Origin of the sequence: Streptomyces sp. NBC_01235, assembly GCF_035989285.1 — a bacterium.
Taxonomy (GTDB): Bacteria; Actinomycetota; Actinomycetes; order Streptomycetales; family Streptomycetaceae; genus Streptomyces.
Window position 1 is genome coordinate 7,109,801 of record NZ_CP108513.1, and the last position, 22,671, is coordinate 7,132,471.

Annotated in this window: 19 protein-coding genes and 1 pseudogene; 11 read left to right on the plus strand and 9 right to left on the minus strand. The window is 71.6% G+C overall.

Features of this window, described 5'->3' with window-relative positions; genetic code table 11:
• Positions 1 to 27 precede the first annotated feature (27 nt).
• The 6 genes from OG289_RS32020 to OG289_RS32045 all read right to left on the minus strand — a co-directional run bounded on the left by OG289_RS32020 (position 28) and on the right by OG289_RS32045 (position 6,367).
• On the minus strand, positions 28 to 630 hold the full coding sequence (locus OG289_RS32020) for a hypothetical protein (protein WP_327317523.1): 603 nt from the start codon (positions 628 to 630) through the stop codon (positions 28 to 30).
• On the minus strand, positions 617 to 2,167 hold the full coding sequence (locus OG289_RS32025; RefSeq protein WP_327317524.1) for a vWA domain-containing protein: 1,551 nt from the start codon (positions 2,165 to 2,167) through the stop codon (positions 617 to 619). Before OG289_RS32025 ends, OG289_RS32020 begins: the two co-directional genes overlap by 14 nt.
• Complete coding sequence (locus OG289_RS32030; protein ID WP_327317525.1) at positions 2,164 to 3,333, minus strand: toxic anion resistance protein; 1,170 nt, start codon at positions 3,331 to 3,333, stop codon at positions 2,164 to 2,166. Before OG289_RS32030 ends, OG289_RS32025 begins: the two co-directional genes overlap by 4 nt.
• Before the next feature lie 12 nt (positions 3,334 to 3,345).
• Complete coding sequence (locus tag OG289_RS32035) at positions 3,346 to 4,410, minus strand: hypothetical protein (RefSeq protein ID WP_327317526.1); 1,065 nt, start codon at positions 4,408 to 4,410, stop codon at positions 3,346 to 3,348.
• 229 nt (positions 4,411 to 4,639) lie between these two features.
• Complete coding sequence (locus OG289_RS32040; protein WP_327317527.1) at positions 4,640 to 5,068, minus strand: SCO4983 family protein; 429 nt, start codon at positions 5,066 to 5,068, stop codon at positions 4,640 to 4,642.
• Positions 5,069 to 5,155: 87 nt separating this feature from the next.
• On the minus strand, positions 5,156 to 6,367 hold the full coding sequence (locus OG289_RS32045) for a pyridoxal phosphate-dependent aminotransferase (protein ID WP_327317528.1): 1,212 nt from the start codon (positions 6,365 to 6,367) through the stop codon (positions 5,156 to 5,158).
• A gap of 125 nt (positions 6,368 to 6,492) precedes the next feature.
• Between OG289_RS32045 and OG289_RS32050 the strand changes: the two genes are divergently transcribed.
• On the plus strand, positions 6,493 to 7,104 hold the full coding sequence (locus OG289_RS32050; protein ID WP_327317529.1) for a hypothetical protein: 612 nt from the start codon (positions 6,493 to 6,495) through the stop codon (positions 7,102 to 7,104).
• Between the two features lie 143 nt (positions 7,105 to 7,247).
• Positions 7,248 to 8,135 carry a S1 family peptidase gene (locus tag OG289_RS32055; RefSeq protein ID WP_327317530.1) on the plus strand — a complete coding sequence of 296 codons (888 nt, stop codon included), beginning with the start codon at positions 7,248 to 7,250 and terminating at the stop codon, positions 8,133 to 8,135.
• A 22-nt stretch (positions 8,136 to 8,157) separates the two neighbouring features.
• On the opposite strand, the gene OG289_RS32060 is transcribed toward OG289_RS32055, so the two are convergent.
• Entirely contained in the window at positions 8,158 to 9,783 is a 1,626-nt protein-coding gene (locus tag OG289_RS32060; RefSeq protein WP_327317531.1) for an N-acyl-D-amino-acid deacylase family protein, read from the minus strand.
• Positions 9,784 to 9,814: 31 nt separating this feature from the next.
• Positions 9,815 to 11,089: an amino acid deaminase gene (locus OG289_RS32065; protein ID WP_327317532.1), complete on the minus strand. Its 1,275-nt coding sequence runs from the start codon at positions 11,087 to 11,089 to the stop codon at positions 9,815 to 9,817.
• 235 nt (positions 11,090 to 11,324) lie between these two features.
• Here OG289_RS32065 and OG289_RS32070 point away from each other — a divergent pair, with 235 nt between their 5' ends.
• From OG289_RS32070 to OG289_RS32090, 5 genes and pseudogenes are all read left to right on the plus strand, one after another.
• Complete coding sequence (locus tag OG289_RS32070) at positions 11,325 to 12,524, plus strand: sugar kinase (RefSeq protein WP_442819109.1); 1,200 nt, start codon at positions 11,325 to 11,327, stop codon at positions 12,522 to 12,524.
• Positions 12,521 to 13,285: an IclR family transcriptional regulator gene (locus OG289_RS32075; RefSeq protein ID WP_327317534.1), complete on the plus strand. Its 765-nt coding sequence runs from the start codon at positions 12,521 to 12,523 to the stop codon at positions 13,283 to 13,285. The genes OG289_RS32070 and OG289_RS32075 overlap by 4 nt, the downstream gene beginning before the upstream one ends.
• Complete coding sequence (locus OG289_RS32080; protein ID WP_327317535.1) at positions 13,282 to 13,707, plus strand: RidA family protein; 426 nt, start codon at positions 13,282 to 13,284, stop codon at positions 13,705 to 13,707. The genes OG289_RS32075 and OG289_RS32080 overlap by 4 nt, the downstream gene beginning before the upstream one ends.
• Positions 13,708 to 13,779: 72 nt before the next feature.
• Positions 13,780 to 14,011 (plus strand): annotated as a pseudogene (locus OG289_RS32085) (GntT/GntP/DsdX family permease); the annotation flags it as partial.
• Between the two features lie 87 nt (positions 14,012 to 14,098).
• On the plus strand, positions 14,099 to 14,701 hold the full coding sequence (locus OG289_RS32090; RefSeq protein ID WP_327317536.1) for a hypothetical protein: 603 nt from the start codon (positions 14,099 to 14,101) through the stop codon (positions 14,699 to 14,701).
• Here OG289_RS32090 and OG289_RS32095 read toward each other — a convergent pair.
• On the minus strand, positions 14,698 to 16,068 hold the full coding sequence (locus OG289_RS32095) for a M14 family metallopeptidase (protein WP_327317537.1): 1,371 nt from the start codon (positions 16,066 to 16,068) through the stop codon (positions 14,698 to 14,700). The two genes, OG289_RS32090 and OG289_RS32095, sit on opposite strands and share 4 nt — an antisense overlap.
• Before the next feature lie 361 nt (positions 16,069 to 16,429).
• Here OG289_RS32095 and OG289_RS32100 point away from each other — a divergent pair, with 361 nt between their 5' ends.
• The 4 genes from OG289_RS32100 (at position 16,430) to OG289_RS32115 (ending at position 22,557) form a co-directional block, all read left to right on the plus strand.
• A complete protein-coding gene (locus OG289_RS32100; RefSeq protein WP_327317538.1) occupies positions 16,430 to 19,384 on the plus strand; it encodes an ATP-binding protein in 2,955 nt (984 codons plus the stop codon).
• 129 nt (positions 19,385 to 19,513) lie between these two features.
• Complete coding sequence (locus tag OG289_RS32105; protein WP_327317539.1) at positions 19,514 to 20,479, plus strand: MEDS domain-containing protein; 966 nt, start codon at positions 19,514 to 19,516, stop codon at positions 20,477 to 20,479.
• Positions 20,480 to 20,556: 77 nt separating this feature from the next.
• Positions 20,557 to 21,138 carry an ATP-binding protein gene (locus OG289_RS32110; protein ID WP_327317540.1) on the plus strand — a complete coding sequence of 194 codons (582 nt, stop codon included), beginning with the start codon at positions 20,557 to 20,559 and terminating at the stop codon, positions 21,136 to 21,138.
• 66 nt (positions 21,139 to 21,204) lie between these two features.
• Entirely contained in the window at positions 21,205 to 22,557 is a 1,353-nt protein-coding gene (locus tag OG289_RS32115) for an Nramp family divalent metal transporter (protein ID WP_327317541.1), read from the plus strand.
• Positions 22,558 to 22,671 lie beyond the last annotated feature (114 nt).

A 22,671-nucleotide genomic window follows, 5' to 3' on the forward strand; every position in this document is an offset into this window, starting at 1 on the left:
CCCCCGCGGCGGCGGCCCCCTCGCGCGCTAGTGGTTGCGTTCCTCCAGGTAGCGGGTGTGCGACTCCTGCCGCCGGGCCTCCGTCTCGCGCAGGCTCGCGGCCAGCCGCTCGGCCTCCTCGTGCAACAGAGCGAGCTGGCGCTCCAGATGCCGCTCCGGTGACTCCTGCCCCGGCGCGATCCGCGTCCACCACCGCGTCCGTACGTAGGTGTCGACGGCCTCCGGGATGTCCTGCCGTACCGCCCGGGACAGCGTGTGCACGCCCTCCGGGTCCTGGGCGAGCACCTCGGCGACCCAGCCGGGGTCGAGCAGCGCGGTCAGCAGCCCGGTCAGCTCGGTGAGCCGTCCGGCGGCGGCCGGAGGCAGCTCCACGCCGTCCAGATACTCCCGCAGCGTCGCGAAGTCGCCGCGGATCTCGTCCAACTGGGCGGACGGGCTGGGGAAGTCGGGCAGCGGCGGCCGTTCCGGCGGGGCGATCAGCGCGCCCGCGCCGTACAGGCCGACGACCACCACGGGCCAGTACGGTCCCGCGACGCCCGTGAAGGTCAGCACCAGGCCGACCAGCCCGCACGCGCTGCCCGCGATGTTCTTGCGGGACTCCAGGAAGCCCACGACCTTACTGGTAGCCACGGATCTCCTCGAAGGCGCCGTCCAGCGAGCCCTTCTGGGCGTCGAAGAGCCTGCCGCCGGTCAGCTCGGCGATGTGCTCCAGCTCCGAGCGGTCGGAGTCGCCGAACAGGATGGGGAAGACGGGGATGTTCCGCCGGTCGGCGCCGAGCTTCCGGTAGAACGCGTCGAAGTCGTCGGCGTCGTCGCCCTTGGTGTTCTCGCCGTCCGTCATCAGCACGATGGAGGTGAAGGTGTCCCGGTCGGCGCCCAGGTGGTCGTAGGCCTTCTCCAGCGAGGTGTAGATCGCGGTCTCGCCGTCGGCCCGCAGCTCCTTGGTGTCCTCGCGGATCGCGGCGAGTCCGGCGTCCGGGTCGGAGGGGCTGACGACATGGGTGGCGACGCTCTTCACGTCGGACCCGAACGGCATCAGCGTCACCTCCTCGCGGTCGCGGAAGTCGCCGGTGAGGTCGGCGAGGGCGTCCTTGAGACGGCTCAGCCGGTCGCCCTCCATCGAGCCGGAGGTGTCGAGGACGTACACGGTCCGCGAGGGGCGGCGCAGCTCGTTCTCGTAGGCGTCGAGCAGTCCGTCGGCGACGGAACGGCTGCCCGGGAAGGGCAGTTCGCGCCGGCGCGCGGTGTCGAGGCCGGGGGCGGGCGGAACGGAGGCGACGACCGGACGGCGGTGGGTCCTGGTGGTGATCAGCCGCTGGACGGTCTCCGTGCGCAGCGCGTCGGTCACCCGCCTGACGTTCTCGCGGGTCGTCGCGTCGGTGGCGGCGAGGGAGGAGAGCGGGTAGTCGGCGGTGACGACGCCGTCGGTGGGGCGGACGACCGTCAGCCCCGGGATGCCCTTGAGGACCGACTCGTAGTTGAGCAGCGCGTCGACGTCACCGCGCCGGGTGTACGCGCTCGCCAGCCAGCCCGACGAACCCGAGGTCAGCTGCTGCCCCTTGAAGAACTCCTTCAGCCTCGGGGTCGCCTTCGTGACGTCCGCGTCGGTGAGCGCCGACTGCGCCCCGGAGAGCGCCGAGGCGACCGAGATCAGCGTGGAGAAACCGGAGTTGGAGCGGGCCGGGTCGGTCATGCCGTAGGTGAGCTTCCCGTCCTGGACGGCCTGCTCGATCTGCGTCCAGGTGACGTGACCGGCCTTCCAGCCCAGGGAGCCGAGCGTGCTGGTCTTCACGCCGAGAGCCACCGGGCTCGACATGATCGGCGTCTCCGAGACGACCTTCTTCGCCGCGTCCGGCCGCAGCCGCAGATAGTCGTCGGAGGACAGCCACAGGGCGTCGTACGTCCCGTCGGTGCCGCCCTTGGCCAGCAGGTTCACGGCGTCCAGGGTGCCCATGTAGGTGGGCCGGACCGTGACACCGGTGTCCTTGCGGACCTGCTCCAGGACCGGGCTCATGTCGCTCAGCTCGCTGGAGGCGAGGACCCGGAGCGTGCCGGGCTCGGGGGCGTCGGGGTCCTTGGCGTCGCCCTCGGCGGAGCAGGCGGTCAGGAGGAGGGTGAGGGCCGTCAGCGCGAGGAGCGGCCAAAGGTGCCGGAGGGGCCGTCTCATGCGAGCCCGCCTTCCAGTGCGCCCCGCGAGCGGCTGCGGTCCAGATAGGTGCTCGCCTGCTGGAGTTCGGCCGTCAGGTTCTCCACCGTCACCGCCATCGCCTCGGTCGCCTGCACCTTGTAGGTGTCGATGGCGTCGAGGGTGCGGTAGATCTGCTGGAAGGCGGAGCGCAGCGTCTCGGCGCCGACGGCCGGGTCGGCGGCGATCCGCTGGATCTCCCCGCTCTGCGTCGCCAGCATCTCCGCGTTGCCCCGGATGAGGTCCTCGGTGGTCCCGCGCAACGCGTTGACCTGCTCGATGACCTTCTTCTGGTGGTCGAGCGCGGAGGCCAGCATCACGGAGATGCGCAGCGCCGAGACCGTGGTCGTGGCGGCCCGGTCCACACCCTTGATCAGCTCGTCGTTGTTGCGGCGTACGACGTCCATGGCGAGGTAGCCCTGCGCGCACACCGCGAGCTGGGTGAGCAGGTCCTGGTGCTTCTGCCGGACCGGGAAGAGGACATCGGCGCGCAGGCTGTCGGCCCGCTCGGGGTCGGCGGCCTCGGCACCGGTGATCTGCTGCTCGACGGCCCGGTCCAGGGCGTCGGTCAGCACGACGTACTCCTGGAGCTTGCCCATCGTCTCCCAGAGCCGGACACGCTCGGTCTGCAGCGCGGCGTTGTCGCGCCGCAGTTCGTCCTGGCCGCCGCGCAGCGAGCCCACGATCTTGTTCAACGTGCCCTGCGCGGAGGCGTACTTGGCGACGTGGTCGCGCAGCTTGTTGCCGCCGGGCAGCCGGGACAGGAACTTCCGTCCCTTGGAGGCCGGCAGATCACGCGGGTCCAGATCCTCGACGACCCGCCGGAGTTCGACGAGCGAGCCCGCGACCTGCGACTGGGCGTCCCCGCCCTTGTCCGGCAGGCTGCGGATCGTCCGCTCCAGCATGCGGTTGGACTGCGCGGCGGCCGTGCGCATCTCACCGGCGCCGAGCGCGGTGATCTCGCCGACCTTGCCCGCGAACTCGGGCGAGCGGGCGTCGAGCGCGGCGAGCCCCTCGACGTAGGCGGCGGCCTTGGCGGCCATGTCGGTGCGCACCCCGTCGTCGACGGGGACGAGTCCGCCGGCCTTCTCGCGCGGCACGGCGGCGACCGCTTCGGGCGGGGTGAGGGTGAAGGTGTCGTCACTCATGTGCTGTTCCCCCTATCCGCGCGCCCGTCGCGCCAGCTCGTGCAGCACCGCGGAGGTGGGCACGGGCGCCTGGCGGACGCCGGTCAGTTGCTGCTTGAGGTAGGTGGTGGCCGAGGCGAACTCGGCGGCGACGCCCTGCGGTCGGAACCCGTGCCGGATCTCCAGCTTGCGCAACCGCGGGTCAGTGGAGAGGAGTGCGGCGACGGCTTGGCCGTTCTCGGTGAGCGGGACGGCGGTGTGGTCGCTGTTGACGGTGGTGTCCGGGTAGAGGACCACCAGGTCGTCCGGCTTCTGTCCGTCCGCCAGGAGTGAGGCGACCTGCGACTCGTAGACCAGGACGAGCGGGTTGCCGGCGCCGCTGACGAAGTCCCGGAAGGCAGCGTCCGTGCTGGACTGCTGGGCGCCCTGCACGCTCACCAGCTTGTGCAGCAGGGGCGCCGTGCGCTCGACCTCGGCGTCGCTCGCGACCACCTTGCCGCCGCCTGCGACGTAGGACGCGGCGGCGAGGTAGAGGGCGCCCGAGTTCGAGGTCTCCGGGTCGGTGCTGGAGAGGTAGAGGGTGCCGGTCAACTCCCCGTATTTCGCAGCGCCCTTGAGCTGCTGCCAGGTCCGGTCGGCGCGGGCCGCGTCGAGATAGGCCGCCATCTTCAGCGTGCCGCGGTGGGCGGCGTCGAGCGTGGCCAGACCGTTGGCCGCGAGCACCTCGGCGGCGCTCTTGTGCGCCACGACGACGAGGGGCGAGTAGAAGGGGCGGGGGAGGGTCCCCGTCACCTTGTACTTCGCGGCGAGTCCGACGGCCGGCGCCTGGCTCGACGGGAGGGCGAGGTCGTAGCCCTTGAGGTCCAGCCCCTCCATGGCCCAGGACCCGGAGGTCTCGGCCCTGACGTTGTAGCCCTTGGCGGCGAGGGCCTTCACCACGTCGGGATCCGCGAAGAACTCAGCCTTCTCCGACCCGATCACCATCCGCACGGTCTTCGTTGCCGTGCCCTTGTCCTCATCACTGCGACCCGCGACGACGGCGACCACCACACCCGCCATCAGCAGCACAGCGAGGACGATTCCTGCGATTCGTCTCACAGGGGGAGCGTGCTCGCGGAACCCCACGTTCCTGGGTGGGCTGGGTGAACGGGGGGTGAAGGGGGCGACCCGGAACTCAACGGGAAGAGCGGATTCCGCACGCTGTTCCGGGAGGGGGGTGTGGCTTGCGTTGTGGTGCGGGGGTGGCGCCCGGTCCGCGCGTCGCTGCGGGTGCACGCGGACCGGGGCCGTTCACGGTCCCCCGGAGGGGAGATCCCCGAAAGGGGAGTCAGCCGGCGGTGCTCAGTTCCTTGGTCTCCACCAGTGCGGCGGCGTGCGCGTCCATGCGCTGTGCCGCCAGGATCGCCGTCGCGGTGTCCGCGCGGGACGCCGCGACGAGGAGGGCGCGGCCCGCCAGGGCGTGCGCCCGCTCGTGCAGGGCCGCGAGGTGCGGTTCCGCCGGGTCGGCGGCGTGGGCCGAGCGGACCGGCGTCCGCCCTCCGCGCAACCGGGTCACCTGTTGCGCGAGCTGTGCGGCCGCGGTGTCCAGGTCGGCGGACGGCGCCGTCGCGCACAGCTCGTCGGTGACGGCGAGCAGCGCCGCGAGATGACCTGCGAGCTGGATGTCCAGCTCCTCCTCGCGGGAACGGTGGGGGAAGTCCGAGGACGTGCCGGCCATCGTGCTGTGGACCGACTTGGTGCGGATCGGTTCGTACATGCGGATGGCCTCCTGGGATGTCAGGAAACCATCCTAGCTTAGATTTCGTCTAAGGTTGATCCGTCTACGGATGCCGGAGAGCCGCCGCTACGGCTGGCCGTAGCCGTCCAGGAAGCGCCCGATCCGGCCCATCGCGTCCCGCAGATCCGTCGCCGTCGGCAGCGTGACGACCCGGAAGTGGTCCGGTTCCGGCCAGTTGAAACCGGTGCCCTGGACGACCATGATCTTCTCCCGGCGGAGGAGGTCGAGGACCATCCGACGGTCGTCCTTGATCTTGAAGACGGTCGGGTCCAGGCGAGGGAAGAGGTACAGCGCCCCCTTCGGCCGTACGCACGTCACACCCGGGATCTGCGTCAGCAGCTCGTACGCCGTGTCCATCTGCTCCTTGAGCCGCCCGCCGGGCAGTACCAGGTCGTTGATGGTCTGCCGCCCGCTGAGCGCCGCGACCACGCCGTGCTGACCCGGCATGTTCGCGCACAGGCGCATGTTCGCCAGGATCGTCAGACCCTCGATGTAGGAGTCGGCGTGCGCGCGCGGCCCGGAGATCGACATCCAGCCGACCCGGTAGCCGGCCACCCGGTACGCCTTCGACATGCCGTTGAAGGTGAGGGTGAGCAGGTCCGGGGCGACCTTGGCGGTCGGGATGTGCGTGGCGCCGTCGTAGAGGATCTTGTCGTAGATCTCGTCCGAGCAGACCAGGAGGTTGTGCCGGCGCGCGATGTCGGTCAGCCCCCGGACCATCGCCTCGTCGTACACGGCACCCGTCGGGTTGTTCGGGTTGATGATGACGATCGCCTTGGTGCGGTCGGTGACCTTCCGCTCGATGTCCGCGAGGTCCGGCATCCAGTCGGCCTGCTCGTCGCAGCGGTAGTGCACGGCCGTACCGCCGGACAGCGAGACGGCGGCGGTCCACAGGGGGTAGTCCGGGGCCGGGACCAGAACCTCGTCCCCGTCGTCCAGCAGCCCCTGCATCGCCATCACGATCAGCTCGGAGACGCCGTTGCCGATGAAGACGTGCTCGACGTCCGTCTCGATGCCGAGTGTCTGGTTGTGCATCACGACGGCCCTGCGCGCGGCCAGCAGTCCCTTGGCGTCGCCGTAGCCGTGAGCCGTCGAGACGTTGCGGAGGATGTCCTCCAGGATCTCCGGCGGGGCCTCGAAGCCGAAGGCGGCCGGGTTGCCGGTGTTCAGCTTGAGGATGCGGTGACCAGCCGCTTCCAGGCGCATCGCCTCCTCGAGAACCGGGCCCCGGATCTCGTAACAGACGTTGGCGAGCTTGGTCGACTGGATCACCTGCATGTCTGGGAGCTTACGGCTCGGTAACGCCTCCCGGGGGGTGTTTTCCGCCACGTGAGGCGGGCGGTTTGGGCTGTTATCGCCGGTAGCTGTCCCAGGGGGCGCATGCGTCCCTACAATGCGCGGCCATGTCCAGGCCAGGTGAGAATGGCGTGCCCGCGGTGCGGCCGATCGTGTACCACCCGTACGCCGAGACCGATCAGTCCTCGTACGAGCAGTACGCCGATCCGGCGGCCGCTCACGGGTGGGAGAACGCGTACGACGAGACGACCGAGCTGCCTCGGGTTCCCCCTGCCGAGGGCGGGGCGGGCGGCCGTGCGGACCGTCGGCGCGCCGCGCGCCGGGCGGGCGGGTGGCGTGAGCGGCGGGTCCTGGCCGCCGCCGGGGCGGTCGGGGCGGTGGCGCTGGCCGCGGTGGTGGCGGGGTTCTCCTTCTCCGGGGATCCGGCCGGGGACCAGCAGGGCAAGCAGGGGGGCACGCGCTCGGCGTCGGACGACACGGCGAGTGACCCGGAAACCCCGTCCGCGTCCGCGGGCGGCCTCGCCGGTTCCGCGCGCGAGACTCCGTCCGCTTCGGACAGTGGGGGGCCGTCCTCGGGTGTGACGACGTCCAAGGCGCCCTCGGCAGTGTCGTCGGCCGCCACCGGCTCGACGGCGAGTGCCGAGCCCTCCGCCGCGACGTCCGAAGCCGGGAAGGGCAACTCCGGGAAGGGGCGCGGGCCGGGAAAAGGCGGCAGATAGGCGGGGGTGCCCCATGAGCCCCGGCCCCCGCGGCTGAAAAGCGACCCTTGTTCTCCGTCCCCTCTGCACCAACAATGCGCATGACAAAACAGCGGGCGGCCGGAAGATCTCCGGTCGCCTTGTCATGAGAGGGGACCCCCCACATGAGAAAGCCTCTCGTTGCCGCGTTCTTCGCCCTGGCCATCGCCGGGGCGGGTGCGGCACCCGCGGTCGCGGCGCCGGTGAGCGCGGCGCCCGCCGCCTCGGCTTCCGCGATCTCGGTCAAGGCGGACACCAAGGCGGCCGCGCCGACACTCCAGGCCGTCAACCTCGCCGGGACCGTCGCGCTCAGCAACTGCTCAGGCTCGGTCATCCGCTTCCCGAACTCCCTGGACACCGACCCGGCGCTGGTGCTCTCCAACGGCCACTGCCTGTCGACGGGCTTCCCGGAGCCGGGCGAGGTGCTCGTCAACCAGGCGTCCAGCCGGACCTTCGGGCTGCTCAACTCCTCCGGCACCCGGGTCGCGACCCTGCGCGCCAGCAAGCTCGCCTACGGGACGATGACCGACACGGACGTGTCGATCTACCAGCTCACCAGCACGTACGCGTCGATCAAGAGCTCGTACGGCATCTCCGCGCTGACCGTGCAGGACACGCACCCGACCGCCGGTACCGCCATCACCGTGGCCTCCGGGTACTGGAAGACGCTCTACAACTGCAGCGTCGACGGGTTCGTGTACCGCCTGAAGGAGGGTGACTGGACCTGGAAGGACTCGGTCCGTTACACCTCCGCCTGCCAGACCATCGGCGGCACCTCCGGGTCGCCGGTGATCGACCAGTCCACCGGCAAGGTCGTCGCCGTCAACAACACCGGCAACGAGGACGGCGAGCGCTGCACGGAGAACAACCCGTGCGAGGTCGACGCGAACGGCACCGTCACCGTCCGCGAGGGCATCAACTACGCCCAGGAGACCTACCTGATCCCGGCCTGCTTCACGACCGGCAACCAGCTCAACCTGAGCGCGAGCGGGTGCACCCTGCCCAAGCCGTAGGGCGAAGCGGAGGGGCGGTCCGTCACACGGGACTGCGACGGACCGCCCGCCCCGCCAGCACGTCCGTCCGCCGGCCGTCCTCGATCACGAAACGGCCGTCGACGAGGACGTGTGGGATGCCCGTCGGGAGCGTGCGGGGGGCGTCGTACGTCGAGCCCGCCGCCACCGTTCGCGGATCGAACAGGACCAGGTCCGCTCGGTGGCCCTCGCGGATCAGGCCGCGGTCGGGCAGGCGCAGGCGCGCCGCCGGGCGGCCGGTCAGGTGGGCCACGCACTCCTCCAGGGACAGGATCCCCAACTCCCTCACGTAGTGGCCGAGATAGCGCGGGAACGTGCCGTACGCGCGCGGGTGCGGTTTGGCGCCGACCAGGACGCCGTCCGAGCCGCCCGTGTGGACGCGGTGGCGCATGATCGTGCGAACGTTCTCCTCGTGGCCCACGTGCTGGAGGATCGTGGGGGCCAGACGGTCTTCCACCAGTAGGCGGCGGGCCGTTGTCCAGGGCTCCTCGCCTCTCCCGGTCGCCGACTCCCGGATCGTGCGGCCCACGTGGTCCGCGAAGCGGTTGTCGCCCACGCCCGAGATCTCGATCGTGTCCCAGTCGACGGGCACGCCGTGGCAGCCGTCCGCGCCGGTCACCTCCAGGTCGTGGCGGATGCGGGCGGCCGTGTCGTCGTCCGCGAGCCGGCGCAGGATCTCCTGGGGGCCGCCCGCGCTCGCCCAACTGGGCAGCAGAGCGGCGAGAGTGGTGCAGCCCGGCGTGTAGGGGTACGTGTCGAGGGTGATGTCGGTGCCGGAGTCCAGGGCTTCGTCCAGGAGGGTCAGGAGCTCCGGGGCGCGGCCCTCGTTCACGCCGAAGTTCATGGTGGCGTGGGCGAGATGGAGCGGGCAGCCCGCCTTGCGGGTCAGTTCCACCATCTCCGCGTACGCCTCCAGGGCGCCGGCTCCGTAACTGCGGTGGTGGGGGCAGTAGTAGCCGCCGTACTCCGCCACCACCCGGCACAGTTCGGTCAGTTCGGAGTCCTCCGCGTACATGCCGGGCGTGTACGTCAGGCCTGAGGACAGGCCGACCGCGCCCTGCTGCAGTCCCTCCGCGACCAGCCGGCGCATCCGGTCCAGCTCCTTCGGCGTGGCCGGGCGGTCCTCCCAGCCGACGGCCAGGGCGCGGACGGTGCCCTGCGGGACGAGGTACGCCGCGTTGACGGCGATGCCCCGGCCCTCGAACCCGTGGTCCAGGCGGTCCAGGTACTCACCCACCGAACGCCAGTCGAAGTCGAGGTCGTCGCCGTACCCGTTCCAGCCGGTGATGGCCCGGCGGACCTCTTCGAGGGTGCGGTCGTCGACAGGGGCGTAGGACAGCCCGTCCTGGCCGAGGACTTCGAGGGTCACGCCCTGCGCCGCCTTCGCGCTGTGGTCGGGGTCGCGCAGCAGGGCGAGGTCGCTGTGGGCGTGCATGTCGATGAAGCCGGGGGAGAGGGTCAGGCCCTCGGCGTCCAGCTCCCTCACCGCCTTCGGGCGCTGGCAGCCCGCCGCGGCCGCCTCCTTGACGATCGCGACGATCCTGCCGTCGTCGATCAGCACGTCCGCGCGGTAGGAGTCCGCGCCGGTGCCGTCGACGACGTCCGCGTCCCGGATGACGAGGTCTTCCATGGTCGGCCTCCCTGCCTGAGAACACGCGCTGTCAGAAGAACGTGCGGATGTAGTCGACGACCGTGCCGTCCGCCTCCGCGACGGGGATCAGCGGCCACTTGTCGAAGACCGTGCACGGGTGGGAGAGGCCGAGGCCGACCCAGTCGCCGACCCGGAGGTCCGCCTCGTCCGTCGTGCGCAGCCAGGCGTGCTGGTCGGAGAGGGCGGTCACGGAGACGCCGGTGGCGCGGCGTTCCGTGCCGTCGCGGCGGACCACCTGGGCGAAGGGCAGGTCGAGGTCGTAGGCGGCGTCCCGCTTGCCCGCGTTGACGAACGCCTGGTCGGGGGAGGGGCGGGAGACCACCTGGGTCCACAGGCGGAAGGCGGGCTCCAGCGCGCCCTCCTCGGGGACCCGGTTGAACGGCGTCAGCTTGCGGTAGTGGCCGTCGTCGTGCGAGACGTACGCGCCCGAGCGCAGCAACTTCAGTACGGGGAGGGAGAGTTCGGGGACGTCCGCGAAGACGTCGGCGACCGCGTCGAACCAGGCGCTGCCGCCCGCGCTGACGACGATCTCGTCCGTGCCGGCGAAGCGTCCGGCCTTGTCGAAGTCGACGGCGAGGGCGACCAGGCGGCCCAGCCAGGCGCGCACCCGCTCCGGGTCGGCCCGCGGGACCTCGCCCTCGTAGCCCGCGACCCCGACCAGCCGCAGGGTCGGCGCGGCGGCCACCGCGTCCGCGACCGCCGCGCACTCCGCCTCCGTACGCACCCCGGTGCGGGCGCCCTCGCCGGCGGCCAGTTCGACGACGACGTCCAGGGGGCGGCGCGCGCCCTGCAGTGCCGCGTCCATCAGTTTGACCCCGCGCACGGAGTCGACGTAGCAGACGAGGCGGAAGTCGTCGTCGGAGTCGAGTTCGGCGGAGATCCAGCGCAGGGCGGCCGGGTCCACGAGCTCGTTGGCGAGGAAGACCCGCTGGACTCCGTACGCCCGCGCCACCCGGACCTGGTGCGGGACGGCGAGGGTGATGCCCCAGGCGCCGCGGTCGATCTGGCGCTGGAACAGCTGCGGGGCCATGGAGGTCTTGCCGTGCGGGGCGAAGGCGAGGCCGTGGCGGGTCGCGTAGGTCTCCATGAGCGCGAGGTTGTGCTCCAGGCGCTCGACGGAGAGGGCCAGCACGGGGGTCGCGAAGCCGCCGGTGAAGAGGTTGCGGCGCTGGGCGGCCAGCTCGCCGACGGTGAGGCCGTCGGCGTCCGGCGGGAGGCCCTTGAAGCGGTGGTCGACGCGTTCCTCGGCCAGTAGGGCGAGCGCCTCGAATGCCTCGGTACCCATGGAACCTCCCTGATCAGGAGCGTTGCGATATGTGCAACGTCCATTGCGTATGTCGCTCACTGCTGTCTAACATCTCGGCCAACGCGGGGTCAACGGAGCCTCCCCCAGCCTTCGGCCGGGGGACCCCCATCTCGCTTCGCTCACCCGCACCGGCACGGGAGCTACGAGGATCGTGACCACCAATGGACCCCGCAATGCCCCCGACGTCGTGGACGTCGTCGCGCTCGGCGAGTCAATGGTCGCCTTCCTGCCCTCCCGGCCCGGCCGCCTCGCCGACGTGCCGTCCTTCGACCGGGGCATCGGCGGCGCGGAGTCCAACGTGGCCTGCGCGCTGGCGGTGGCCGGGCACGCGGTGCGCTGGGTCGGCCGGGTGGGGGCGGACGGGTTCGGCGACCACCTCGTCGAGACCATCGGCTCGTACGGGGTCGACGTGACCTCCGTACGCCGGGACCCGGCCCGCCCGACCGGCGTCTACTTCCGCACCGCCGGCGACCGGGCCACCGACGCGCACGAGGTCGCCTACTACCGGGCCGGCTCCGCGGCCTCCGCGATGGCCGTGGGGAACGTCGACCTGGCGGCGGTGCGGGCGGCGCGCGTGCTGCATCTGAGCGGCATCACGGCAGCCCTGTCCGGGGACTGTCTGGGCCTGCTGCGGGAGCTGACGGCCCCCCGGCCGGGGCGTCCGCTGATCTCCTTCGACGTCAACCACCGGTCCGGGTTGTGGCGCGACACCGACGGTCCGCGCGTGCTGCTGGAGTTGGCACGCGCCGCGGACGTCGTGTTCGTGGGGGAGGACGAGGCGGAGGAGGCGTGGGGGGTCACCGGTGGGCCGACGGCGATCAGGGAGGTACTGCGGGAGCCGGGCATGCTGGTGGTGAAGCAGGGGGCGCGGGGGGCGACGGCGTTCGCACGCGAGCCCGACCGCGGCACCCCGTCGGTGCCGGGCCGCGCGAACCGGCTCCGGCCCGCGCCGGCCCCGGGTGCCGCGCGACCGACGGTCACCTTCGTACCCGCCCCGACGGTCCAGGTCGGCGCGGCGGTCGGCGCCGGGGACGCGTTCGCCGCCGGGTTCCTCTCCGCCACCCTGCGCGGCCTGCCCGTCCGCGACCGCCTGCGGCACGGGCACCTCATGGCCGCCGCCGCCCTCACCGTCCCCGGCGACCTCGCCGCACCCCCGCCCGCCGGACGCCCGGCCACCACCCCTCATGGAACGGCTGCGCCGGCCGTCCCCGGCGACCTCGCCGCACCCCCGCCCGCCGGACGCCCGGCCACCGCCCCTCATGGAACGGCTGCGCCGCGCTCCGCCTGGATCGCACACGCCGACCGCCTGGCCGCCCTCGACCCCGCCGCGTGGGGGACACTTCGACTCGGCCCCGGCTGGACGCACACCGAAGACCGGGAAGGCCGGGCCGAGGAGGAGGTACGCACCCCATGAGCCAGACCGTCGACCGTGCCCTGAGCATCCTGCCGCTGCTCGCCGAGGGACCCGCCGACCTCGGACAGGTCGCCGATCGCCTCGGCGTGCACAAGTCGACGGCCCTGAGGCTGCTGCGCACCCTGAACGAGCACGGCCTCGTCTACCGCCAGTCCGACCAGCGCTACCGCCTCGGTGCCCGTCTCTTCGCCCTCGCCCAGGAGGCGATGGAGAACCTCGACATCCGCGAGATCGCCCACCCCCACCTCGTCCGTCTGAACGAGGCCTGCGGGCACACCGTCCACCTCGCCGTCCACGAGGAGGGCGAGGTCCTCTACATCGACAAGGTGGAGAGCCGCTACCCGGTGCGCATGTACTCGCGGATCGGCAAGCCCGTCGCCATCACCGTCGCCGCCGTCGCCAAACTGCTCCTCGCCGACCTGCCCGAGCCCGAGCGGCGGGCGGTCGCCGAGAAGCTCGACTACCCCCTGTACACGGCCCGTTCCACCCCCAACGCCCCGGCCTTCCTGCGGGAGTTGGAGAAGGTGCGCGAACAGGGCTGGGCCACCGACCTCGGTGGCCACGAGGAGTCCGTCAACTGTGTCGCCGCGCCGATCAGGGGCGCCGACGGCCGGGTGGTCGCCGCGATGTCGGTCTCCGCGCCGAACGTCGTCGTCACCGCCGACGAACTCCTCACCCTGCTCCCGCTGGTGCGCCGCGCCGCGGACGCCATCAGCGGCGAGTACTCCGGCAGGACACCGATCAAGGAAGCCACCTCATGACCGAGAAGACCGCGACCGAGAAGATCGCGCTCACCCCGAAGACCCACACCACCCCGCCCGCGAAGTTCTCGCACGGTGTCCGCAAGGGCAACATCCTCCAGGTCGCGGGCCAGGTCGGCTTCCTCCCCGCCGAGGAGGGCAGGCCCCCGACCCCGGCCGGCCCCACCCTGCGCGAGCAGACCCTCCAGACCCTCGCCAACGTCAAGGCGATCCTGGAGGAGGGCGGCGCGAGCTGGGACGACGTGATGATGATCCGCGTCTACCTGACGGACACGGGCCACTTCGCCGAGTTCAACGAGCTCTACAACGCCTACTTCGAGGCGCAGCCCCTCACCGCCCCGCCCGCGGCCCGCACGACGGTCTACGTCGGCCTTCCCGCGGGGCTCCTGGTCGAGATCGACGCGCTCGCCGTCCTCGGCTGACCCTGGGCTGACGCTCCATCGACTTTCACACGCCGCTGTACGGCCTCACGGCACGGTGCCCCCGCTCGCAGCCACTCGCAGGTCGTGGCCCTCGTCATCATGGCCATCTCGGCGGGCTCGATCTTCGCCTCGCACGTCAACGACGGCGCCCCCGCGCGCGGAGCGCGCTGATGGATGCAGCCCGATGGTGGCCAAGTGCTTCGGCATCAGCGAGCGCGACACCCTCAGGACGTGGACCGTGCTCGAGACGGTGCTGTCGGTGGGCGGGTTCGTGATGACGGCCGGATTGAGTGTCTTCGTGTAGGTCTCCGGCAGGTCTCCGGTCGCAACTCTGGTAACGAAGTAGGGGCTGGCTGTGTCCGGCACAGGATCTTCGACCATACTGCCCGCTGTGGAGCAGCGCATAGGTTCGAGCAGCCAGCCCCTGGAGGGCGAGCCCCTGAAGGGCGCCGGATTCGACCCGGCCTTCATCCCCGGGCTCACGTCGCCCGCGACCGCGGAGCCGGAGGACACCGAGCCGGCCGGGAAGGCCGAGGGTGCCGAGGAGGCGGACGAGGCCCAGGACGAGGTCGTCGAGGAGGCGGAGGACGCGGCGGACGAGTCCTCGGACGACGAGTCCGCCGACGGTCCCGTCTTCGAGGCCTCCGACCGTCGGGCGCGGATCGCCGCCGACGCCAAGGGCGTCCGGCTCCGACTCGACGAGGAGGAGTGCGAGTTCCGCTGGGACGAGATCGGCGCGATCGAGACGGAGGCGCCGCGCTTCGGCAAGCGGTTCACCATCACGGTGCACACCCCTGACCGCCGCTGGTACCCGATCGAGATCGAGGCGACGGCCAGGGCGCGCTTCAAGGAGTGGGACGAGCAGCTGGACGCGGTCCTCGACGCCTACTTCGAAGACGAAGAGGCGGACGCCGCAGAAGCGGGCGCCGAGGACGAGGTCGTCGCGGCCAAGGAGAGCGCGGCCGAGGAGAGCGCGGCCGAGGACGCCGACTAGCTGCAGTACTGGGTGGCCTTCCCGATCGCCCGGTACATGCAGTCCGCGTTCTCGAGAAGCTGAAGCACCGCGTCCCGGTTACGGGAGGTCTCCCGCTCGATGACCTCGTCGGGCGGGTAGAACCCACCCCCGGAGCTGGACGACGGATACATCTCGAACGTGTAGTCGAAGATCTTCTGCGTGCCCCAGAGGTAGTCGTCGATCGACCCGTCCGTGATGTACAGGTCGCTGGACTGCTCCGGGGTGTAGCCGTTGCTCGCGGCCATCTTCTGTCCGATGGCCTTGAACGCGGCGTTGTCGTCCGCGGTCATGCCGGTCGCCGTGTCCGCGTTGGTGTACCCGAACGGCCACAGCACCAACTCGCTGTACGTGTGGAAGTCGATCCCGGCGGTGATCTGCTGCTTCCCGCCCACGACCCGGCTGCGCACGAAGTCGGCGACGACCTTCACCTCGGGCGCGGACTCGGCGGACGCGCCCCGGTAGGTCTCCGAGGACGTGGACCCCGAGGAGCCGCCGCAGCAGCCCCACTTGTAGTTCCAGTTCCGGTTGAGGTCCGTACCGACGTACGAGGAGCCGGAGTTGGGCTGCCGGTTCTTGCGCCACGAGCGGTAGGAGCCGGTGGCGATGTCGTACTCGCCGCCGTCCGGGTTGAGGTCGGGGACGATCCAGATCTCGCGCCCGTTGACCATGTTGGTGACGCGGGAGTCCGAGCCGTAGCCGGCGCCCAGCTCGCGGATCAGGTACAGGGCCATCTCCACGGTCATGTGCTCGCGGGCGTGCTGGTGATGGGTGAACAGCACCTCCGGCTCGGCCTCGTCGGTGCCGACGTTGTCGCTGATCTTGACGGCCACGATGTCCCGGCCGCCGTACGACTTGCCGATGACCCGCTTGCTCATGATGCTCGGGTAGGCGGCGATGCGCTGGTCGATCTCCGTCGTCATCTCGGCGTAGTTGTGGTACTTCGAGTCGGCGGAGGGGAAGTCGTAGAGCCGTACCTCGTCCTCGGCGACGCGGTTGGGCGCGGAGCCCAGCAGGGAGACCTCGTACCCCCGCGAGCGCAGCTTCTTGATCTGGTCGGCCCGCCCGGAGACCACCACGGTCTCCTCGTCGGCCTCGTCGACGCTCACCCCGGACGCAGCGATCGCCGTGCGCATGGCGGACGTGCTGTGGGAGATGTGGATCTCGTACTGGCGGATGTCGTCGGCGGAGGACGCCGGCTTCGGGGCGCTGCCCGCCGCCGCGTCGGTGACCGTCGCCGAGATCGGCGCCGCCAGGGCGAGGGCCAGCAGGGTGGCGAGAGCGGCGGTTCGTCTGCCGCCGCGGGCACCGGCGGCGCCGGAACCTGAGCCGCGAATGCGAAGTCGCATGAACTCTCCTTGTGGGGAGTGGGGTGTGGGGGGCTGTGCGCTTGCTGTGTGCGGCGGTGCGGGTGCCGCTCATCGTCGAGGCATGGCATGAGCAGGTCAAGAGACGACAAAGGGACGAGTGGCCGGAATCATGCGTAAACGGCGGGCGGCCGGCCGCGCAGTGTAGCCACGGTCGCATCTCCGGGAGCGATCCCCGGTGAAGTGCACCCATGCGTGTGAGGCGAAGGGTGCATATAGGTAGACCAGGGGGAAAGCTGAGGGTCCGCGCGGAACCCCACCGCACCGCACCCCACCACACCCGCAGCACACCCGCACAACTCCTGAACCACGCCGCACCGCACCCCCAGAGGACTGGCTGATCATGGGCGGATCAGCGCCGCGCCGGGACTGTCACCTGCCGGTGGAGACGACCAGCTTCGTCGACCGGCGCAGCGAACTGGCAGAAGGACGCGAACTGTTGGCCAGGGCCCGACTGGTCACCCTGACCGGCCCCGGAGGCGTCGGCAAGACGCGCCTTGCCGTCCGGATCGCGGCCCGCGTCGAACGGGCCTTCCCCGACGGCGTCCGCTTCGTGCACCTCTCCGGCCTGCACGACCCGACCCTGGTCCCCCTCGCGGTGGCCGACGCGCTGGACCTGCACGACCACTCGCAACGCCCGCCCCTGGACACGCTGGTGGAGCGTCTGCGCGACCGTCGCGTCCTGCTGGTCGTCGACAACTGCGAGCATCTGCTCCGGTCCTGCGCGACGCTGGCCGGCGCCCTCCTGCGGGGCACGACCGGTGTCCGCGTCCTCGCCACCAGCCGCCACCGCCTCGGCCTGACCGAGGAACACCTCTTGGACGTCCGCCCGCTGCCCGTCCCCGACCCGGACGGCGAATTGACCGCGGCCGACGGCTACCCGGCCCTGGCCCTGTTCGCCGACCGGGCGGCGGCGGTCGTCCCCGGCTTCCGCCTCACCGCCGCGAACCGCGCGTCGGTGGCCCGCCTCTGCCACCGCCTGGACGGCCTCCCCCTCGCCATCGAACTGGCCGCGGTCCGCATGCGCGTCCTGGACGTCCCCCAACTCCTGACCCGCCTGGACGACCGCTACCGCCTCCTCGCCACCGGCAGCCCCACGGTCCCACCCCGCCACCAGACCCTGCGCGCGGCCATCGACTGGAGCTACGAACTCTGCGACCCCCAAGAACAACTGACCTGGTCCCGCCTGTCGATCCTCCCCGGCACCTTCGACCTGGAGACAGCAGAGGCGGTCTGCGAGGAACGGGGCAACACCTCCCCCGGCCGGGCAGGGCCGACGGAGGAAGCGACCCGAGTCCCGCCCGCCCGACCACCGGAGCCGGGCTCCGCCGCGTCGGCCCGGGCGGTGGAACCGGGTCCCGCCGCGTCGGCCGGGGCGGCGGGGTCGGGTCACGTCGCATCGGCCGGGGTGGCGGGGTCGGGTCACGCGGCGTCGGCCCGGGTGGTGGAGCAGGGGCATGAGGTGCCCGCTCGGGCTGGGGAGGCGGGTCGGGATTCGGGTGCCTGGGCCGGGGAACCGGGGTACGCCTTGCCTGGCCGGGTGGTGGGGGCGGGGCGTGGCTTGTGGGCTTGGCCGGGGGAGTCGGGGCGTGGCTTGGGCGGCCGGGGCGCGGGGACGGGTGGGGTTCCGTCCGGGCGGGACGGGGGGTGGGTGGGCACAGGTGTGGGGGTCCAGGGGGCGGAGTCCCCTGGCGGGGGTGAGGGGGCGGAGCCCCTGGGGGTGGGACGGGCAGGGGCGGCGGGGGCGAGCAACGGCGACGTCCTCGAAGCCGTCGCCGGCCTGGTCGACAAGTCCGTCCTGTGCAGGGAGACCGGCCCGACGGGCACCGTACGGTACCGCCTCCTCGACACCCTCCGGCACTACGGCCTGGAGCGCCTGCGAGAACGCCCGGGAGAAGAACACGCCGCCCGAGTCCGACACCGGAACTGGATGCAACAGCAGGCCACGACCGCCGAACGGCACTGGTTCGGCCCCGCCCAACCGGACATCGTCGCCCACCTCCGCGCCGACAGGGACAACCTCCGCACCGCCCTCGACTTCAGTCTCACCACCCCCGGCGAATCCCTCGCAGGCCTACGCCTCGCAGGCACCCTCTGGTTCCACTGGCACGCCTGCGGAGCCCCCCGAGAGGGCCGCTACTGGCTGGACCGCGCCCTCGAAGCCAACCCCGACCCCACCCCCGAACGAGCCCGAGCCCTGTGGGCCGCAGGCCTCCTCGCCGGCTGCCCGGAAGACCTCACCCGAGGCCGTCGCCGAGCGGAACAGGCCCGCGCCCTGGCCCACACCCTCGGCAACCCTGCCGAAGCGGCCCACGCCGACTACGTCGTAGGCGTCATCCGCCTCTTCAGCGACGACCTCACCGGCGCCCTCGACCACTTCCGCGCCGCCGCCGACCGCGGCCGGGTCCCCGGCCAGCACCTCAGTCTCGTAGGCCTCGACCGCGTCGAACTGGCCTGCGCACTCGCCTTCCTGGGCCGTGCCGACGAGGCCATCGAGGTCTGCGAGCAGACCCGCCGCCTCTGCGCCGAGCACGGCGAGCGCTGGGTGCTGTCGTACGTGGAACGGATCCTCGCCCTCGCCCACAGCGTGCGCGGCGACTGGGCGCAGGCGCAGCGGCACGGCAGGGAGGCGATACGGCTCAAGCACGCGGTCCACGACGTCGTGGGAATGGGCCTCACCCTCGACCTGCTGGCCCGGATCGCGGCGGCCCGCGGCGCCCACGAACGCGCGGCCGTCCTGCTCGGCGGTGCCGACCGCGCCTGGGCGGACGTCGACCGCGACCGCTGGGGCTCGGCCTGCCTCAACTCCACCCGCCGCACCACCGAGGAGCGCGTCCACGAGGCGATCGGCGACACCGCGTTCCGCCGGGCGTACGAGACCGGAGCCGCCCTCCCCCTCACCGACGTCGTCGCCTTCGAACTCAACGAGAGCACGAGCAGCAGCAGGAGCAGGAGCAGGAAGAGAGCCAGGACCGAGACCGAGACCGAGACCGAGACCGGAGCCAACAGCGGGGACGGGACCGGGACCGGGCAGACCTGCGGGCAGTCCCGAACACGGCGCTCCGGCCGCCCGCAGCCCTTGACCGACGGCCCACCACCCCCCGGTCCCGCCATCCGCCTCACCCGCCGCGAGGCGCAGGTCGCCGAACTCGTCGCCGAGGGGCTCGCCAACCAGCAGATCGCCGACCGTCTGGTGATCGCCCGTCGCACGGCCGAAGGACACGTCGAACGCATCCTCAGCAAGCTCGGCTTCAGCAACCGCAGCCAGATCGCCGCCTGGGTGACCGCCCAACGCTGACCGCCCAACGCTGACCGCCGCACGCGCAAAGGCTCGCCCCACCCCGTACCACGATCCCGCCCCACCGCCCCGCCCCGCACCGCATCCATCCATCCACCCACCCACCCGACCAATGGGGACCCCGGACCAATGACCGCCCAATCCGCCGCAACCACCACCCCAGGAACCTTCGACCACCGCATGTCCGTCTCCGCCACGGACGAGTCCTTCCTCGCCGCCGCCCTCCCCTTCCTCGCCGAGGGACTGGCCGCCCCCGAGGAGCCCCCGCCCGTCGCCATCGTCGCCCCCGACAAGCTGGACCTCCTGCGCGACGCCCTCGGCGCCGACACGAAGGACATCGGCCTCGTCCCGCACACCGACTGGTACACCGGCTCCGCCGCGAACGCCATCGCCCGGGCGGCCGGTCATCTCGCCGCGCACGCCGGCCCCGGCGGCCGCATCCACCTCCTCATGGAGCCGGTGTGGAACGGCAGGGCGGGCCGCTCCCCGCGCGAGAGCGCCGAGTGGATCCGCTACGAGGCCCTCGCCAACCTTCTCTTCGTCCCGACGGCGACCACGGCCATGTGCGTCTACGACACCCGCACCGCCGGTTCCGCCCTCATCGAGGCGGCCCGCCGCGCCCACCCGGACAGCGGCGTGTACGAGGACCCCGTACGCCTCGCCGCGGAGCTGGACGCCTTACCGCTGCCCCCGACCCCCTCCGACGCCGAGCGTCTCGCCGACCCCGCCCCGGACGCCGTCCGCGCCTGGGCGTTGGGCCGTGGACTGGGCGCCGCCGACGCGGAGTTGTTCGCCACGGCCGTGGCGGAGGCGGCCTCCCTGGCACCGGTCACGGGTGCGCTGCTGTGGGGCGAGGCCCCCGGCTGCGTCTGCGAGCTGCTCCTGGCCCGCCGCCTCGACGACCCCCTCGTCGGCTACGTCCCGCCGCCGACCACCGAGTTGGCACCCGGCCAGGGCCTGTGGTTCGCCCGCCAGGTGTGCGCGTACGTGGACGTCCGCGAGGCGGGCCCGGGCACCGGCACCGGCACCGACACCGGAACCGGCGAAGGATCCGGATCCGGATCCGGTACGACCGTACGACTGCAGTACGCGTAGACGGGGCGCCTCGACAGGTACGGAATCGGGTAGTCCTCCCCGTATGCGGACGGTGTGCGGGAGGGGATCCTGACTCCATGCTGCGACTTTCCGGGGGAAGCGGCCCCCTCCCGGACCCCGCCCCCCAGTACGGCGCCTACCTCCAGCCGCCGATAGGGGCAGGCCACTGGAGCGTCGAGTACGACCCTCGGCCCAGCGCCGTCCGTGAGGCCCGCGCACAGGTGCGCAGGCAGTTGGAGGACTGGGGACTGGCGGACCGGGAGGACTTGGTGGACACCGCCGAGCTGCTCGTCAGCGAGCTGGCCACCAACGCCCTGCTGCGCCCCCATGGCCCGAATGGCATGGGAGGTACCCCCACCGCGAGCCGCTTCCGCCTCACCCTGAACGCCGCACACGGCATCCTCCGCTGCGAGGTGGCCGATACCGGCCGCCGCACCCCGCAGGTGCTTCACGCGGGCGGGACGGAGAGCGGCCGGGGAATGTTCCTGGTGAACGCGCTCGCCCGCCGCTGGGGCTGCCACCAGGACGGACCGGGCAAGACCGTCTGGTTCGAACTCGGCACCTGCGGCTGCGACGACGGTTGCGGCCGACGCCGGCCGCAACCCCCCCTTGGCCGCGAGCCCTCGGACGCACGTACGGCGGTGTTCGACGGCGGGTGAGCACATCGGGTGGAGATCGCGCACGCCCTCTTGCCGGACCGGCGTCTTTGGGCTTTCTTGACCTTCATGGCGGACACCACGGGACCCCCCACGGGAAACTTCACGCACACCGAGGCTCCATCCGACATCGACAACAACGCCTCCCCCCGCAAGTCCAGTTGGAAGTACATCGGCCCGGGCATCGTGGTCGCGGCGACGGGCGTCGGCGCCGGCGACCTGGTGGCCACGCTGATCGCCGGCAGCAACTTCGGCTACACCCTGCTCTGGGCGGCGATCATCGGCTGCCTGGTCAAGATCTCCCTCGCCGAGGCGGCCGGCCGCTGGCACCTCTCCACCGGCCGCACCCTCTTCGACGGCTGGGCGAGCCTGGGCCGTTGGACGACGTGGTTCTTCGTCGTCTACGTGGTCGTCTGGGGCTTCGTCTACGGCGCGGCGGCGATGTCGTCGAGCGCGCTGCCGCTCCAGGCGCTGTTCCCGGACGTGATGGACCTCAAGTCGTGGGCCATCGCCTGTGGTCTGGTGGGCCTGGTGTTCGTCTGGTTCAACAAGTACGCCGTCTTCGAGAAGGTCATGACGGTCCTGGTGGGCGTCATGTTCGTGGTGACGGTCTACCTGGCGATCCGGGTCACCCCGAACCTCGGCGACGCCTTCGCGGGCCTCCTCCCGGTCCTGCCGGACGAGAAGGACTCGGTCCTCAACACCCTCGGCCTGATCGGCGGCGTCGGCGGCACGATCACGCTGGCCGCGTACGGCTACTGGGTCAACGCCAAGGGCTGGACGAACACGGGCTGGATGAAGGTCATGCGGCTGGACAACCGGGTCGCGTACATCACCACCGGCATCTTCGTCGTCGCGATGCTCTTCGTCGGCGCGGAGCTGCTGCACTCCGCGAACGTGGCGATCGCGAGCGGCGACAAGGGGCTCGTCCAGCTGAGCGACATCCTGGAGGCGGAGTACGGTGCGGCGACGGCCAAGTTCTTCCTGATCGGCTTCTTCGCCACCTCCTTCACCTCCCTGATCGGCGTCTGGCACGGCGTGAGCCTGATGTTCGCCGACTTCGTGGCCCGCTACCGCGACCAGGGCGAGTCGGTGGGCGGGGCGACCGGCGCCGAGGTCGCCTCGGGTGAACGGGAACGCTCCTGGCCCTTCCGGGCGTACCTGCTGTGGCTGACCTTCCCGCCGATCGTGCTGCTCTTCCAGGGCCAGCCGTTCCGCCTGGTCATCCTGTACGGCGTGCTGGGCGCGGCCTTCCTGCCGTTCCTGGCGGGGACGCTGCTGTGGCTGCTCAACACCTCCCGCACACCCAGGGAGTGGCGCAACGGCATGCTGAGCAACGCGATGCTGGTGCTGGCGGGGCTGCTGTTCCTGGTGCTGTGCGTGAAGCAGATCTGGGACCAGCCGTGGTCGGAGTTCTTCTGATCGCCGTCATCGTTCTTCCGATCACCGTCATCCGGCTGATCTCGCTGATCCAGGTTGGTTGAGTTCAGCAATAGCTTGAGTTTCGCAAGTACCTCTCCTAGGCTGCTGATCCCC

Coding starts and splice junctions, on each gene's coding strand:
- OG289_RS32105 (WP_327317539.1), top strand. CDS start 19,514: ATGACCGCCCAATCCGCCGCAACCACCACCCCAGGAACCTTCGACCAC.
- OG289_RS32045 (WP_327317528.1), bottom strand. CDS start 6,367: ATGCAGGTGATCCAGTCGACCAAGCTCGCCAACGTCTGTTACGAGATC.
- OG289_RS32065 (WP_327317532.1), bottom strand. CDS start 11,089: ATGGGTACCGAGGCATTCGAGGCGCTCGCCCTACTGGCCGAGGAACGC.
- OG289_RS32080 (WP_327317535.1), top strand. CDS start 13,282: ATGACCGAGAAGACCGCGACCGAGAAGATCGCGCTCACCCCGAAGACC.
- OG289_RS32050 (WP_327317529.1), top strand. CDS start 6,493: ATGTCCAGGCCAGGTGAGAATGGCGTGCCCGCGGTGCGGCCGATCGTG.
- OG289_RS32040 (WP_327317527.1), bottom strand. CDS start 5,068: ATGTACGAACCGATCCGCACCAAGTCGGTCCACAGCACGATGGCCGGC.
- OG289_RS32110 (WP_327317540.1), top strand. CDS start 20,557: ATGCTGCGACTTTCCGGGGGAAGCGGCCCCCTCCCGGACCCCGCCCCC.
- OG289_RS32075 (WP_327317534.1), top strand. CDS start 12,521: ATGAGCCAGACCGTCGACCGTGCCCTGAGCATCCTGCCGCTGCTCGCC.
- OG289_RS32025 (WP_327317524.1), bottom strand. CDS start 2,167: ATGAGACGGCCCCTCCGGCACCTTTGGCCGCTCCTCGCGCTGACGGCC.
- OG289_RS32055 (WP_327317530.1), top strand. CDS start 7,248: ATGAGAAAGCCTCTCGTTGCCGCGTTCTTCGCCCTGGCCATCGCCGGG.
- OG289_RS32030 (WP_327317525.1), bottom strand. CDS start 3,333: ATGAGTGACGACACCTTCACCCTCACCCCGCCCGAAGCGGTCGCCGCC.
- OG289_RS32060 (WP_327317531.1), bottom strand. CDS start 9,783: ATGGAAGACCTCGTCATCCGGGACGCGGACGTCGTCGACGGCACCGGC.
- OG289_RS32115 (WP_327317541.1), top strand. CDS start 21,205: ATGGCGGACACCACGGGACCCCCCACGGGAAACTTCACGCACACCGAG.
- OG289_RS32070 (WP_442819109.1), top strand. CDS start 11,325: ATGGTCGCCTTCCTGCCCTCCCGGCCCGGCCGCCTCGCCGACGTGCCG.
- OG289_RS32100 (WP_327317538.1), top strand. CDS start 16,430: ATGGGCGGATCAGCGCCGCGCCGGGACTGTCACCTGCCGGTGGAGACG.
- OG289_RS32095 (WP_327317537.1), bottom strand. CDS start 16,068: ATGCGACTTCGCATTCGCGGCTCAGGTTCCGGCGCCGCCGGTGCCCGC.